At 30.5% G+C, this 15,303-nt stretch carries 14 protein-coding genes; 3 read left to right on the forward strand and 11 right to left on the reverse strand.

The features are described 5' to 3' along the window. Positions 1-365: 365 nt before the first annotated feature. Positions 366-1,883 carry a hypothetical protein gene (locus FYJ55_RS08410; protein ID WP_154556451.1) on the reverse strand — a complete coding sequence of 506 codons (1,518 nt, stop codon included), beginning with the start codon at positions 1,881-1,883 and terminating at the stop codon, positions 366-368. A gap of 122 nt (positions 1,884-2,005) precedes the next feature. Between FYJ55_RS08410 and FYJ55_RS08415 the strand changes: the two genes are divergently transcribed. Further along, positions 2,006-2,893 (forward strand): tetratricopeptide repeat protein, encoded by an 888-nt coding sequence (locus FYJ55_RS08415; RefSeq protein WP_154556452.1) that lies wholly within the window; start codon positions 2,006-2,008, stop codon positions 2,891-2,893. A gap of 1,058 nt (positions 2,894-3,951) precedes the next feature. On the opposite strand, the gene FYJ55_RS11425 is transcribed toward FYJ55_RS08415, so the two are convergent. The 9 genes from FYJ55_RS11425 to FYJ55_RS08460 all read right to left on the reverse strand — a co-directional run bounded on the left by FYJ55_RS11425 (position 3,952) and on the right by FYJ55_RS08460 (position 12,292). Next, positions 3,952-4,752: an ATP-binding protein gene (locus FYJ55_RS11425; RefSeq protein WP_154556453.1), complete on the reverse strand. Its 801-nt coding sequence runs from the start codon at positions 4,750-4,752 to the stop codon at positions 3,952-3,954. 102 nt (positions 4,753-4,854) lie between these two features. Continuing rightward, a complete protein-coding gene (locus tag FYJ55_RS11150; RefSeq protein ID WP_154556454.1) occupies positions 4,855-5,208 on the reverse strand; it encodes a sensor histidine kinase in 354 nt (117 codons plus the stop codon). 176 nt (positions 5,209-5,384) lie between these two features. Beyond that, positions 5,385-5,918, reverse strand: coding sequence for a nuclear transport factor 2 family protein (locus FYJ55_RS08430; RefSeq protein WP_154556455.1), 534 nt, complete (start codon positions 5,916-5,918; stop codon positions 5,385-5,387). Between the two features lie 182 nt (positions 5,919-6,100). Beyond that, entirely contained in the window at positions 6,101-6,253 is a 153-nt protein-coding gene (locus tag FYJ55_RS08435) for a hypothetical protein (protein WP_154556456.1), read from the reverse strand. After that, positions 6,250-7,107: an ADP-ribosylglycohydrolase family protein gene (locus tag FYJ55_RS08440; protein ID WP_154556457.1), complete on the reverse strand. Its 858-nt coding sequence runs from the start codon at positions 7,105-7,107 to the stop codon at positions 6,250-6,252. The genes FYJ55_RS08435 and FYJ55_RS08440 overlap by 4 nt, the downstream gene beginning before the upstream one ends. A gap of 143 nt (positions 7,108-7,250) precedes the next feature. Further along, on the reverse strand, positions 7,251-8,549 hold the full coding sequence (locus FYJ55_RS08445; protein WP_154556458.1) for an AAA family ATPase: 1,299 nt from the start codon (positions 8,547-8,549) through the stop codon (positions 7,251-7,253). A 14-nt stretch (positions 8,550-8,563) separates the two neighbouring features. Beyond that, positions 8,564-9,601, reverse strand: coding sequence for a hypothetical protein (locus tag FYJ55_RS08450; RefSeq protein ID WP_154556459.1), 1,038 nt, complete (start codon positions 9,599-9,601; stop codon positions 8,564-8,566). 2 nt (positions 9,602-9,603) lie between these two features. Beyond that, on the reverse strand, positions 9,604-10,194 hold the full coding sequence (locus FYJ55_RS08455) for a hypothetical protein (protein ID WP_154556460.1): 591 nt from the start codon (positions 10,192-10,194) through the stop codon (positions 9,604-9,606). A 19-nt stretch (positions 10,195-10,213) separates the two neighbouring features. Beyond that, entirely contained in the window at positions 10,214-12,292 is a 2,079-nt protein-coding gene (locus FYJ55_RS08460; RefSeq protein ID WP_154556461.1) for a hypothetical protein, read from the reverse strand. A 222-nt stretch (positions 12,293-12,514) separates the two neighbouring features. Here FYJ55_RS08460 and FYJ55_RS08465 point away from each other — a divergent pair, with 222 nt between their 5' ends. Together FYJ55_RS08465 and FYJ55_RS08470 are read left to right on the forward strand one after the other, a co-directional pair. Next, a complete protein-coding gene (locus FYJ55_RS08465) occupies positions 12,515-13,417 on the forward strand; it encodes a hypothetical protein (RefSeq protein WP_154556462.1) in 903 nt (300 codons plus the stop codon). Between the two features lie 389 nt (positions 13,418-13,806). After that, positions 13,807-14,334, forward strand: a complete 528-nt coding sequence (locus FYJ55_RS08470) for a DUF2971 domain-containing protein (protein WP_154556463.1) — start codon at positions 13,807-13,809, stop codon at positions 14,332-14,334. Positions 14,335-14,743: 409 nt separating this feature from the next. Here FYJ55_RS08470 and FYJ55_RS08475 read toward each other — a convergent pair whose 3' ends face one another. Further along, positions 14,744-14,977, reverse strand: a complete 234-nt coding sequence (locus FYJ55_RS08475) for a hypothetical protein (RefSeq protein ID WP_154556464.1) — start codon at positions 14,975-14,977, stop codon at positions 14,744-14,746. Between the last annotated feature and the right edge of the window lie 326 nt (positions 14,978-15,303).

Consider the following 15,303-nt stretch of genomic DNA (forward strand, 5'->3'; position numbering starts at 1 on the left):
ATCGTCAGCAACTATACAAAAGTATATTGAGAGTCAGGGTTAATGGCTAAAGGTTCACAAGGCTCCTCCCACCACCTAAAGGTAGTGGGTTTCCGCCTATGGCAAACGAAAGGATTTAATTTATGAACATCCACTTCTTTATAATTGTTTTCAACGATTCGTTTTAAAAATTTAAGTTCTTTTACTGTACAAACATCTACAATATTTTCTGGTGTATATTGCTGAATAATTAGCTCAGCCATTTGTTTACGAGTAATTTTTTCATAAAAACATCATCCAGAAAACAAATCCGAAAAAATTGACTGTACACAGATTCTTTTGGATAATGATTGATTTCTTGTATTAATGAGCTCATAATTCTGCTTTTAATTCATATTTTTTGGCAACAACGAATAAATCTTTTGTCCGTAACTATAATCTTCAAATGCCTTTGAAACAAGTTTCTGGCTAAGCTGCATATCGGCCGTTGAAATAAAACCATCATAGATAATCATCCCATTAAATGGCATAATAGCGGTTTGAATCAACATAGGTGTTTTTTCGGCCGGAATAAATTTATCTAAGTTTTCATTTAAACCCTTGACCATATAGTTGATACCTTCATCATTTAATACCGTATAGTTCTTTTCATAGACAGCCAATAAAAAGTTTTTGCGCATGCCATATTTAAAATCTTTTATAATATTCAGATTGCGATATGTTAGATACAAAGGATTCTTTTGAACATAATCATCAATAAAACGATCTTTTTCTTTCCAGAACGCCTCAATGAGATTGACCAATTCATCAGGTTCAATATAATTATTGGGATCAATTTTCTTATTAGGGATAATTTGTTCCAAAGTATTCACATAATCTAAGACGCTAAAGTATAACTTATAGAATAGGCGTGTATCTTTTTGATCTAAATAAGCATACGTTTGTTTCTCATTTAGAGCACGAAGTTTCTCATTAAAAGATACCTGCTCATGTGCTTGGTTGTAGCCTTTCATACTTAGTCCATAATAATTTGGTAATGAAATTTGTACAACAGCTTTGCGATAGCGCTTTGTCAAAGAATCGGAGAATCCATTAAAGAATGGAATTAAATCGATCTTTTCTTCATTCACAGTACCACGAAGCAAATTGTTGAACAATTCATCTTTAAACTTTGTGATGTCCGGTACTTCTTTTTTAACAGCCGTAAAGAATTTTTTAATGTCTGGATTAGTCGCATCAAAACCATGATAAAAAATAGAAATGTAGCTGTCTCGATCTAAGAATTTTGGTTCGAATCTTTCGCGTTCAACACGACAATTGCGAATGTTATACAATAGATCTTTATAATCCCAATATACATATTCATTGGCTAAACTATGATCAATTAATTCATAATCTTCTTTTAAATAAGCCCAGAAATTAAAGAGTTCCCCCTCAATAATGGCTTTATAATCGTATGCACAAGCACTACATACAGCTTGAATCAAAGATGGTTCAATGATGCCAAAGGCACGTATAATTCCAAGAATGACTAAGCTTGGTTCATCTTTTTCTGCCTTATGATCTAAATCAATATCTTTAACAGCTAATTTGACATTCTTTTTGAATTCTTCGGGTAATTCTTTATCAAAATATAAAAACTTAGAGCTTAATGCATGTTTTTCAAAACGATAACGATCGTCTTCTAAGTCTTGGTTACGTAATAATCTTCTTAATGCCTTTAATTCCCATGTTGTACAAATAGAAACTAGATACTCAGGGGTATAGGTTTCAATCATGCGTTCTAACATTTCTTTTCTTGTCATGGAATCATAGTCCCAATAATCGTTTTGACATGTTCTTTTATAACAATCAAAAACCTTTTCTTTACTATAACGATTTGCGTTTTCTAATATACGTACCAATGAAACTCCTCCTTTTTTCGTATTATTTAAATAATTATAAACTTTAAATAAAAAAAACACAAAACAATACATTGTGTATTGCCTAAATTCACAAGTTTCATATAATTATTTTGAGGTGTATTATGGCATTAACAATTGAAAAAGCGCAACAAATACTAGATGATTATTATGATTTGGTGCATCCCCAATACGAAGATGATATCCAATTTATAAATGCCCTAGAATTTTTAATTCAAGAAACAAACAACCCAGAATATATGGTGGAATTGGGTGGCTGGTATTATGGACAAAAACAGTTTGATCTTGCGGAAGACTATTATTTAAAGGCTGCTAAATTAAACTATGTAGATGCCTATGAATGTTTAGGCTACATTTACTATTATGGACGCGTGGGACAACCCGATTATGAGAAGGCCTTTCACTACTATAAACTTGCGAGTGATCAAGGAAATATTGTGGCAGCCTATAAATTAGCGGATATGTATAAGAATGGCTATTATGTACAAAAAGATTATCCAAAGTATGTACAAATCATTAAGAGTTTATATCCTTTACTTCAAGGAGCAACGAATACGTTTGATCCTGTTCCCGAAGTCTATTCTAGGCTAGCAAAGATTTATGTTGAAGAAGGCAATGAAGATCAAGCCATTCAATTATTATTGATTGCGAAAGAATTTCAGTCGCAAAGATTGATCTATTCGGACTTCTTTGGTGATCTAACAATCATTAAACATATCGTACTCGACTTATATTCTTTGATTCAATTTGATTCAGACTATATGGATCTATTTGACTTATATTATGTTTTACAAAAGCCTTGTAAACTCGCCTTAGAAATCAATGGAGAAGATTATATTATCGAAGCCAAATATGAGGATGATTTATTCTATATTTCGATGGATGATAAAAACTATGAAGATGTCGATCAATTCTTTCAAAATGCCATGATCCATGATGAGCCATTGTATAGTCAATATGTCAATGTGAACTATTTAGAAATGTTAGACTAAAACAAAAGATGAGTTTTACCACTTTATTTTTCTTGAGAGATTGAAGCCGTAATTGTTTTAATATCTCATACATAATTAGCATGTTTTCACCTCTAACTTGCATTTTGTATTAGCACGTGATGAAATGCAACAACTTTAAAAGAGCTGTTAATTTAATTGAATCTTGAAGATAAATTCTTCACCTTCAATCGCTTCTATTTCAGTGAATTAGACAAGATTAGTCTTGACTTTTATATATATCAATTGTTTAATAATCATACAGAAAGACTACTGGATACAGTGGTTCCTCTGAATTATTTTATGTCAAAGACACTAGTAATCCTTTGGACGGGTGAACTAGTGTCTTTTACATTTTTCTATAATAATCAATGCGATTTTTAACAATTCAACTAAAGCCAAGATAGTCATGGCAACATCAATGTACAGATAAATGTACATAAAACACGTCCTTGTACAAAATCGGAATCATCGAGAATTCAAGATGTTATCCTTTTTATTCCAAGGGTAGCCCTTACTAATACGGTTACAATTTCTATTGTTCCTATTTTATCTAAAACGACTAATTTTAGATAAAGTTAACCTTGACTTTTATATATATCAATTGTTTAATATTCATACAGAAAAACTACTGGATACAGTGGTTCCTCTGAATTATTTTAGTGAAAAGACACTAGTTTAATCCTTTGGGGAAGGTGAACTAGTGTCTTTTACATTTTTCTATAATCAATAATGTAATTTTTAGTAATTCAACTAAAGCCAAGATAGTCATGGCAACATCAATGTACAGATAAATATACATAAAACACGTCCTCCTACATAATCGGAATCTTTAAGAACTCAAGATATCATCCTTTTAATTCAGAGGGTTCACCGTTACTACATCCAGTAGCCAATTCCTATTATAAAGAGCCAATGTGAAAACATTATTAACTCCAAGCATTTTGTTGAAAATGATCCTATCTTGTCTAAATCGCATTATTTTCGTTGAATTAGATACGGTTTTAACATCTAAACTAACACAAAATCAATCATTTACACAACATAAGATAAATGAACCCTCAACTAAGAGGATCCTTCTTACTCAATACCTGTTTTAACACTTCTTCCATTTTTTGAAAGTCAATTGGTTTCGTTATATAATCATTCATCTTTACATCAAATGCTTTTTTCTTATCTTCCTCAAACGTATTGGCAGACATAGCTATAATTGGAATATTGGCCTTTTCAGGTTGTGAAAGATGTCGAATGCAATCAGTTGCCTTATAACCATCCATATTTGGAATTTGAATATCCATTAAAATTAAATCGAATGTGTTGGCTAGTTGATGTTGCATTTCATTCACACAAAGAATTCCGTCTTCTACAGTTTTAACTTTAAAACCCATTTCGCTAAGAATTGTAGTTGTGATTTCAACATTTAATTCATTATCTTCAGCCAATAAAATTCTTTTACCCTTAAAATCAATATCAAACTCATTGGAAGATTCAATATTTCTATTCGTATAATCTTTATACGCAATCTTATGTGGAATGGTAATCGTAAAAGTACTACCCTTACCAAGTTCACTTTCTACTTCAATACTGCCATTCATTAAGTCCACAAGGTTTTTGACAATAGCCATACCAAGTCCAGTACCTGGAATTTTAGATAGAGTCGTATTTCTTTCACGTGTAAATAATTCAAATAAAGATGGCAAGAATTCTTCACTCATTCCAATACCTGTATCCGATACTTTTGTTTGAATTAAAGTATAGCCTTCTTGATTATAAGGAAGTTCTTGTACATCAATCAAAACTTTACCACCTTCTGGCATATATTTAATCGCATTACTAATTAAATTGGATAGAATTTCCTGCATCTTTGTAGAATCGGTAATAATATGTTTGTGTTCGACATTCGCAATTATGATTAATTCAATATTCTTTCTAGAAGCTTTCGCTGCAAAGGCACTACAAACAAGTTAAGTAATATTGCCTACTACTTCATAATTTTCATCCAAATCCATCTTACCACTTTCAACACGTGCCATATCCAATACATTATTAATAATTGAAAGTAATAATTGACTCGATTGTTCAATCATTTCTTGATAATGAACGAGTTTAGGATTTGTTAATTCTTTCTTCATTAATTGTGAATATCCCAAAATCGCATTCATCGATGTACGAATATCATGTGACATATTAAATAAGAATATGGACTTGGCGTTATTGGCCTTTTCAGCCTTGATCTTTTCATGGCGTAAAGCCTCTTCCTGTTCTAATTCACGTTCTTTTCTTCCGTAAAAATCACGATTGGCAAGTAATACACTCACAATACGACTATTCTCATCATATTTTTGAAGTCAATCATCGAAAGAATGCAAGTTCCATCTGTACTTTCACAAGTATGGAATAAGGAATTCTTTCCTTCAAGACGTTATGCGATAGTCGTACTATCATAAAATTCAACACTACTCTGCCTAAATGGTTCGGTAATCAAACGATTTACTTACTCTAATAATATATTATGATCCATCTGAGTATAGCGTCCCTTTAAGCCAGGAATAGTATTTCCTTTAATCAATTCCACATCACCTGTCTCTAGATGAATCAAACAAATATAGGAATACCCAGCCGATAATGCCTCAACTTCATGTCGAGCCTGTTGCACCTGTTTACCTAAAGTAATTGGAAACTCTTCATCTTCCAATTGTTCTTTAATTGGAATCGAATGATGAATATGAAGCACCTTCCATTTTCCATCCCTAACACCATAAACAATAGTAAAGCGAGAATCCAATTGCACAATTGGAACTTCTTTATCATAAAGACCATAAATTTGAACAGATCCATACACAAAAACACATTGATCATCCACAATATTTTCTTCTATTTCTAAATCTTTAAATTCAAAATGAATATTCTTTCTTTTCTCCACATCAAATTTGAAAGAATTTAAAAAGTTCTCAATATTTTTAAAGAATTCTTGTTTTCCCGTGCCAATAATACTCACATTGGAATCTAAAAACTTGAATCGCAACATCACTCAACGTATCCGATCCTAGATATGTTTCTAACAATTGTCTAGTAAGTAACTTAAAATCTTGCATAACCCAACCCCACAAAATAAAAGGCATCATCAAAAATCAGACAATGCCACATTATATTATTAATTCTAACTGATTTGAAAAAAAATATATCATTACCTATATCATATCATTAATTTCAACCAATGTTATCATTTATTTCATCTAATTTATCAAATATATCTTCTAAAGAACCATCGCGATATTCATTCCCACGAATATCATCCAATTTCTCATTTATTGTTCTCAATTCATCTAAAATTTCATTCAATAAATCAACCACTTCATTCATGATTTATCACCCCTCATATATTTCTTCCATCTTCTTAATACATCTTTTAATGGCTCATCTAAATAAGACAAAGCCATTTTTTTCATATCTTCCGAAATACCATAAGCAGCTTCTGCAATACTTCCCGTAATAGCTGCGATCGTATCACTATCTCCACCAATCGAAATCGCATTTCGAATCGCATCCTCAAAATCCGTACTTTCTAAAAATGCAATAATGGCCTGTGGAACACTGCCTTGACAAGTTTCATCAAACTCATAATTCTTACGAATTTCATCTAAAGACATTGACAAATCATAACCATACTCATTTTCAATATGCTCTTTGATTCTTCTTTTACACTCATCCGGATCTGAATCAATTGGATTTGAATATTCAATATTCCATCCACCAAAATAAAATCTTGCCATAAAGATCGCATCACATACCGCCAATGCACCCTTAATACCTTCTGGATGATTATGTGTTACACTAGCCGATAATCTTGCTAAGTCACGATTAGGCCACATACCTGTTCTTGCACAAAAACCACAGTCCATTACCCAAGCACAAGGAGATACACGCATGGCCGAACCATTGCCAAAACTTTTATATGGCTCAGTATCCATACTTCTTAACCATACACGAAAACGACCACCATATCCAGCATGAGGGTACATACGACCATACTTTTTCATAGATAAAATAAAGTCTTTTTCACTTCCACCATTCATAATCGCATCTGCCACAGCACACGTCATAACTGTATCATCCGTAAATCGACAATCTGGTTTAAACAATTCAAATTCTTTTTTCTTGATATTCGAAAATTCATAAACTGAACCTACAATATCACCAATAATAGCTCCTAACATAGTATCATCTCTTTTCTATTTATAGATTTTTTTAAAAATATATAGTATCACAAATACAGAAACTTACTTGTGATGGATAAAGCTGGGCTGGCTGTGCCAGTAAGATGTTAATCGAGATGCCAATGCTTGTGGAGTTAGTTTTTTTATACAGATTTCATTTCTTCGATTGCTTTTAATACATCATCTTTTTTAAATGTAATTAAATCCTTATCGGATATTTTATTTAAACTAGCCAAACGATTCGAATGGGCCTTTTTACTCTTATCAAACAAGTTACGCATTTCTCGACCATTCGCAAAATTATCTGGCTTATGATTACATAAATCATTTAAATATGACTTTAATGTATCTTGTGCTTCTATATCCATCCTAAAATCATTTTGTTCACACAACAATCCAAAAATCATAAATAATTCTTCTTTAGAATAATCATCAAAATGAATATATTCATTAAATCTAGATTTTAAGCCCGGATTTGATTGTAAGAAAGATTCCATTGGCCCATCATAACCAGCAACAATCACAATAAATTCATCACGATGATCTTCCATCGCTTTTAATAAAGTATCAATAGCTTCCTGACCAAAATCATTCTCACCCTTAGCCAAAGTATACGCTTCATCAATAAAGAGAATGCCGCCCATAGCTTCATCAATCTTTTCCTTCGTTTTTAATGCTGTTTGCCCAACATATCCCGCAACAATCTCACTACGATCCACTTCAACCAATTGACCCTTTTCTAAGATTCCAAGTACCTTATAGATTTTAGATAATAATCGCGCTATCGTTGTCTTTCCAGTACCAGGGTTTCCCTTAAATACTAGGTGTTTAGAAGTATTAGAAACTTTCAATCCTTTGCTCTTACGAAGTGCATCTATTTTCAACTCATTAATGATTGAATGTACCTGTTGCTTTACTCCATCCAATCCAATCATGGAATCCAATTGTTTTTGAAGATCTTCTAAAGATTCTTCAGACTCCACCTCAATTTCATCCTCAACCACTTCTTCTTTGACTTTATCAACAGCTAAAGGTTTCCCTTCTTGTTTAATATCCAATAGTTTAATGTATTGAATAAAATGATCTTTTACAATATCCTTCTTATCATTCTTATTAAACAAATAATAACGACCCAGTTCATACGCAAATTGGGCATACAAAGCTTTTACAATAGGCATTACATTTAATGTTTCAAAATCAGAAAACCAAGAATGAATTGAAATAACGTCATTCAAATTATCTTGTGAACCAAGAAACACTTTATTAAAGTAATCCATACGAAGATCTGCATGATCCAAAGATATGATTTCAATAAACCCAGCAATATTGTTTAAAATAACCTGCTTTACATTTAAATTACCACCATCTTTATCAATCAATTCCTGCTCTTTTGAACATGCTAATAATAATTTAGCCAATGCCTGTTTTACATCTATATCCATAATTACAACCTTCTTTATGCATATTGAATTTGATTATGCAACGAATCATATAATTTCGATGCATCTTCACCCTCAATACCATTAAACATCTCAGAAATTTCTTTTTCCAATTCATTGTGAATTTCTTCATTCGTCTTTTCATGAAATACATTCAATAAGGATGTATCTTGAAGTGTTAAAATAATTTCTTGATTATCAATCACTTCTTGTTTTTGATCTTGGACCTGCTCTAAAAACTCTTTATAATACGTATCCATTTCAACCGTATTTAAACCTAAATCAAAAATACCATGATCTTGCAACAAGTTAATAAACCACGATTGAGTTAGAGTATCATATAAACTCATCCATTTATTGTGAGATGTATGCCATACTTCATCACCACTCAAAATGTCTTTATAATTAAAATAATATTGTTCATCAAAGAAGCGCAATGAAGCTGTATACATCGAAAGCATCATAAATACAGTAAGAATCATATTGTCCTTATTATCAATCAAATCGGATTTTAAAGAATCAATCATCATATCCAATACAACATATAATGAATCCACTAACTTACGCATTTGCTCTTCACTATAAGGCTTTTGTTTCTTACGACAATCCAACATATCCTGATAATCACTAATCACCTTATTGTATTCAGCTTTAATATGAAGTTCAGTCCCCTTATTTAAACTTTGTTGAACCTTTTCAATCGCACCAACAATCTCTTCTTCCATGGAATTTAACTTCTCATATAGAATCGCAAAAGTAGCCCAATTCGAAACCAAATTCACACCATCCAAAATCAATCCTATATTTTGAATCTTAGCCAAATTCTTCATCATCTTCATATTCTGATTTAATAGCTTAGAATTCTTTTGAACCGCCTTTAAAACTTCTTTTGCAGCTACCTGTTGTTCAGCCTCTTTAAAAATATTATCTAAAGCCACTTTATAGAACTTCTTAAAACGCTTATTCTTTTGACGAACTACAATTTCCATAAAATTCTTATCATTCAAGAATTTACGCAATTCCTCTATTGTTTGTATTACCTCAATTTCATCCATACCTATTCTCCATCCTTTAATTTGTATAAAAGCAATGTCAAAATCAATAAGATACAAGAATCCATACTATATGGATTATGGAAATCAAAACGAGGCTTACGCTTATTAATTCCTAGTGCTGGAACGGTTTCTCTGCGAACAAAAGTAAGAATGGTATCCATATCCAAACATCCCTTAGACAAATCAAAGTCAGAGATCAACTTCGATTGATTTTTAGTAACCGCCATATATAAACACATCATAATACGCGTATAATCCATCAAATCCTGAAAATTCACTTCTTTAGATTTACTAATAGAAACCGCCTTTTCATAATACTTCTGTGCACGCGTCTTCTGTTTCGATGTTTCAATCTGTGATTCTAAAATCTCATTCAAACATTTAAAATAACTTTTGATCAGCTTATTAAAATCACACGTATTCATTAGTTCAACCATCATGAAATGATCATATAACTTCTCAGCCATAGCTTCCCTAGTTATATGATTCAAGAACTGAAATTTTATATAAGCATTTAAATCCATCAAAACACAGTCACTTGTCACATCACTATAGTCTAGCCATGTTGATTCTACAAACTCTTTGGGTTTCATATCCTAGTTCTCCTTATTATTAATACTTCCAATGAATCTTACCAGTACGAATATATTCATTAATGTAATCTATATCCATTTCCCAATCACCAACCGCATCATCCATGTGAGCTTTCTTTCCAATAAATCGAATGTTAAATTGTAATTGTGATTTTATTTCTGAAGCCGTCATCAAATGATTCTTTAAAATAAAATCCAATAATTCATGTCTTGCACCTGTACTTAATCCATTTGCTCCTACACTATAACCAAACAATTTTAGTTTAGAAAACTCTCTTAAATCCATCTGTTTAAATACAATTGGATGTCCTGTTTCACTTTCAAAACTAGCTGCAAAATAATTAATATCTAAGTTGTATTTCTGTAATGTCTGTAAAAACGATTGTTTCATATCAAAATATTTATCACACCGACTACAATAATGCATTGGAATACTCACAATATCAAACGTTTTAGATTTAGGACTCTTATAAGCTAGTTTAACCACAACATCCTTTACCGGATGAGTCTTTGTCGCATGATTGTTACTTGATCCAATTAATTGAAGCTGATAAACAAGACCTGGTATCCTTCTAACATCTGTGGTATTTGTATTTTTAACCTTTACATTTTTTATATTAACGATGTCATTATTGTTCTTTACGACATGACTTATTTTAGTACCACTATCATTTGTATTAATAAACCTCATCATTGAATCTTGTAAACTTTTATCGCTTAACTTTACTGTAGCTGATTTAAAGCATTCAGGAAAGCGGAATGAATGAAGATTACCTCCAAAATCAACAAATAAAGTAGAACCCTGGATCTTAACAAATACTCCATGCCCATAAGTTAAATTCCATACAGTTTTATTTATATATAAATCTTCATTAAATACTTTTTCATCCTTCTCGGTTACACCAGTAATATTTTTAATATAACGCTCATATAAACCCTTATAATTATTAAAATCTATTAAATGTATATAGTAGCCGCCACATTTGTTACAATAATATAACCTTAAATTCACTGCTTCTTTAGAATCATTTAAAAAATGCGTTTTTACAGTCATGTTGCAGCGACACTTTGGACAATTATCTTTATCTGTTACTACTACTTCATCAGGTAATAAATCCGATTCATTTGCGTTTATAGACAGTTCAGAAACATCTTGTTTCTTTGACAATCTTACCTTCAGATTACACTTTATTTTTAATTCTGCTCTTAAAGAATCATAATTTTTACGATTTATATAGTATTTCCCTGTTTTTTGTTCGCGTTTCATTGGGATCCAAATGAATACATTATTACCTTTAAAATTCATTGTAAATTTATCAATATCAACTAACTTCATTTTACGTGATAAATTCGACAATTTTTTATCCTCTAAAACATAAATTTTCTTTGGAAGCATTGCATATTGGGACATATCAATCAATTCACAAAGTTTCAATTTAGAACATTTTACACTTAATTTATCTATTACAGATCTATAATGCACATATGCTTCATTTTCAATAAAGTAGATATCTTTTTCCACATCATATTTCAATGGAATATGATGCATTTTTATGTCTTTACCTAAAACTTTTGGTATATTTACAATTTTCTTAGTCCTTGATAACTCTTCCAATTCAATTTTATTCATGATATATATTTCATTGGGCATTAAGTTTTTATAATCTATAATTTCATCATCTTTTATAGCAATATTTAATTCTAATTTTTTAATAGTGTCTAAATTACTAAATAATACGTTTTCATTTATAAAATATATATCTTTATGAGGATCATATTTAATAGAAAGATTATATTGCTTACCATTCTTTACAAATTGATTAATTTTTTTACAAGTAGTAGGTAATGATTTGTAGCTTTTGCTATTTAAAGCATAAATCATTTCAGGCATATCACGACATTTATTTATATTAACAACTGTATATCCTGAAATCGTTTTTCCTAATTTCTCTTCTTCAATCCCCTTAATATCGACATATGCCTTCTTACATTCATAACAACAAAATGCACTAACAAGTCCATATTTTCCATATTTTTTGGGATTTGGTAATTTAATCTTAATTTCTTTTAATTTATTCCCATGCACCGGACAATTCATTCTATAATCCCCTTCTAAAATCGAATGTTCATTTTATTATTTTTCAAAATCTATTTATATCTTTATAACCATTATACCGCTATGCCTGCTTAATAGATAGACATAAAGTAAGTGATATTTATTATTTATAATAACCTTCATATAGATTAAACTATTTCATAACTTGTTCAATAAATTGTGGTAAAATCAAGTTAAGTTATACGCATTAAAGGAGAGGGTTATATGAGTAATCAAAATGTTAAAGATAGTCTAGTAAAAGTTGGACATGGCATCGTTAAAGTCGGTTCAAAAACTAAAGATGTAGCATTAGAATCTAAAGATAAAATAATGGAAGCGCTTGATGTGAATCAAAATGGTAAAATAGATGTTGAAGATATCATTATTATAGGACTAAAGACACCAGGTGTTCATATTGATAGAACAAAATTTCTAGAAAAACAATTCATGAAAAATTATCCAAAACATGTTATTCAAGATGCAATTCTATACAATCCAGCACATGCTGGTATTCCTGTGAGTGAAATTGATGCAATTGCAGATCAAGCTATCGAATACGAAAGGAATTGTGTTAGTGGAATTTCGTTAGCTTTAGGAGTACCGGGAGGAGTAGCAATGGCTGCTACTTTACCTGCAGATATTGCACAATACTATGGTTACATGTTAAGAGCCATTCAAAAATTATTATATTTATATGGATTTCCAGAAATTAATATTGAAAATGGTACAAATATTGATGATGAAACAATGAACCTTATTACACTATGCTTAGGAGTCATGTATGGAGTAAAGGGCGCAACTTCAACCCTTAAAATGTTATCTACTGCACTAGGTAGAGATGTAGAAAAGAAGTTATTATCAAAAGCACTTACTAAAGGTACATTCTATCCAATGGTCAAGAAAATATCTAAATGGTTTGCGGTAAGAATGACAAAAGAGATTTTTGCCGGATTCTTTAAAAAAGCAATTCCAGTAGTCGGTGGAGTTGTAGGTGGTGGAATCACTTATCTTTCATTTAAACCTTGTTGTGACAAATTAAAGAAATCTTTACAAGATACTTTATTAAGCAACCCTAATTCGAAGCATTCTTATGACAACCTAGATATAATTGACATTATTCCAGAATAACAACACAATTAACCAATTCAATCCCTAAGAATTGGTTTTTCTAATATGCAAAAAAATTGCCACTAATCAGTAGAATAGATATCAAAAAATAACTTATAATTTTATAATCAAATAGTACAGAAATTTGTTTTACTACTTAAATAATTTACAAAATGATCATATATGGAGGATTTTATGATTCCGGAAAGTGTTTATAAATATAAACCTATTGTTTTATCTAAAGAAGAAGAAAATAATGTTGATATACAATTTGATACTAAAAAATAAAATATATATTAGACATAATCCAAGAACACCAATTATATTGCGCAAGTCTTGAAAACTTAAATGATCCATTTGAGGCATCACACCTTACAATATATGGAGATGGCGTTGCTGGAGCATCTTTATTGGCAAACAACGGGTTTATACCACATCATACATATGAACGCTTTGAAAAGTATAGAGTATTATCATTAACAATTGATGCGAAATCACATCTAATGTGGGCATTATATGCAAATAATTATTGTGGTGTATGTATTGGATTTAATACAAATTGTTCTTTAAACCGCATAAGAAAAATTAATTATTTTAATGAAGATGACGGAAATACCACTTGTTGGGCAAATGATCCTTTATTGGAAGACAAAATAATAGATACATTTTACAAAAAATTAAAATGTTGGGAAAATGAATTGGAATATCGAATCGTTCAACAAGATCAATACCTTTATTTTAAACAAGATGAAATTAAACATTTGATTATCGGATATAATGTTCCTGAAATTTATAAAAAAGAGTTAACTAAAATCTGCAGAAAGCAAAACATACCAGTATTTATTGCTTTACCTAACAAAATAAAAAAACAAATTTTTATTAAAGATATTGACTATCAGCCAATTTATGATGGTACCGAAATTAAATCTGATCTTTAGATATTTTCATTTGAATATTTTTTGTAATAGATAATTGAGTTATTTCTACTTTCATTCCCATGAAACATAAATTTTTTATACAATTAAAATCTACTATTAATTTTATTACAATTCTGGATTTAAACGTACCTAAGTAATGAGAAACAATTTGTGAATCTGGACGAAATATTTTATTTGTAGCTGTCCATTGGTTCAACATCAAATCCATTCACATCATAATACTGTACATTAAAACAATCATAAATCTCCGGAATATCAATAGCCATTAGGCTACATAAAATTTAACATAAGAACTATAAGTTTTCATATCTCAACAATATCATTTAAAAGCAAAAAAGCTATTCCATATTATATAGAATAGCCAACTATCCATATTTGTCAGGAAGATGAACAACAATACTAATTATAGCTATCGACTGTTTTGCTGTCTACTTTTATTGACCTGGACAACATCATTCGCTTCTTTTTCTGTATGATACACTTTTGATTCACGCACTCGTATACCAGAAGGTCCATCATTACCATTATTTGTATCAAACTTAATAGTAACAAAGCCAGCTGCAGCACGTATTACCGTAGCTCTTCTAACAAAAACAGATGAACTAATAAAATACACTGTATCTCCAACATTAAACTGTTTCAATTACTATCACCTTCTTCAACTATAAACAGTATCAATAGTTTTCTCCAGTGACTTTTGCAAAACATACCTCTTTTATATTTTTACAAATAGCATCAATACTGTCATTAAATAAAGTTGCTTCACTTTAAACTGGTTCAAAAGTCAAGGACAAATATCTGACAGTTCTTGTTAAATGAGTGTCACAAATAGTGATGCCCATTTTTTTATACTTGTAATTTATTTGTTGTTTGCACGACGAAAAGAAGTCCTGATTTTTGGACTTTTTTCAATCTGAGATTTATGATTTGTTTTTTAGATTTTAGTATAATGCGTCAATATCTTTATAG

Source organism: Holdemanella porci, from assembly GCF_009696075.1.
Taxonomy (GTDB): Bacteria; Bacillota_I; Bacilli_A; order Erysipelotrichales; family Erysipelotrichaceae; genus Holdemanella; species Holdemanella porci.

Bases quoted from the DNA above. Each gene is read 5' to 3' on its own strand.
- FYJ55_RS08430 (WP_154556455.1), bottom strand. From the start codon at position 5,918: ATGTTGCGATTCAAGTTTTTAGATTCCAATGTGAGTATTATTGGCACG.
- FYJ55_RS08435 (WP_154556456.1), bottom strand. From the start codon at position 6,253: ATGAATGAAGTGGTTGATTTATTGAATGAAATTTTAGATGAATTGAGA.
- FYJ55_RS08455 (WP_154556460.1), bottom strand. From the start codon at position 10,194: ATGAAACCCAAAGAGTTTGTAGAATCAACATGGCTAGACTATAGTGAT.
- FYJ55_RS11425 (WP_154556453.1), bottom strand. From the start codon at position 4,752: ATGCAGGAAATTCTATCCAATTTAATTAGTAATGCGATTAAATATATG.
- FYJ55_RS08465 (WP_154556462.1), top strand. From the start codon at position 12,515: ATGAGTAATCAAAATGTTAAAGATAGTCTAGTAAAAGTTGGACATGGC.
- FYJ55_RS08445 (WP_154556458.1), bottom strand. From the start codon at position 8,549: ATGGATATAGATGTAAAACAGGCATTGGCTAAATTATTATTAGCATGT.
- FYJ55_RS08460 (WP_154556461.1), bottom strand. From the start codon at position 12,292: ATGAATTGTCCGGTGCATGGGAATAAATTAAAAGAAATTAAGATTAAA.
- FYJ55_RS08440 (WP_154556457.1), bottom strand. From the start codon at position 7,107: ATGTTAGGAGCTATTATTGGTGATATTGTAGGTTCAGTTTATGAATTT.
- FYJ55_RS08415 (WP_154556452.1), top strand. From the start codon at position 2,006: ATGGCATTAACAATTGAAAAAGCGCAACAAATACTAGATGATTATTAT.
- FYJ55_RS08450 (WP_154556459.1), bottom strand. From the start codon at position 9,601: ATGGATGAAATTGAGGTAATACAAACAATAGAGGAATTGCGTAAATTC.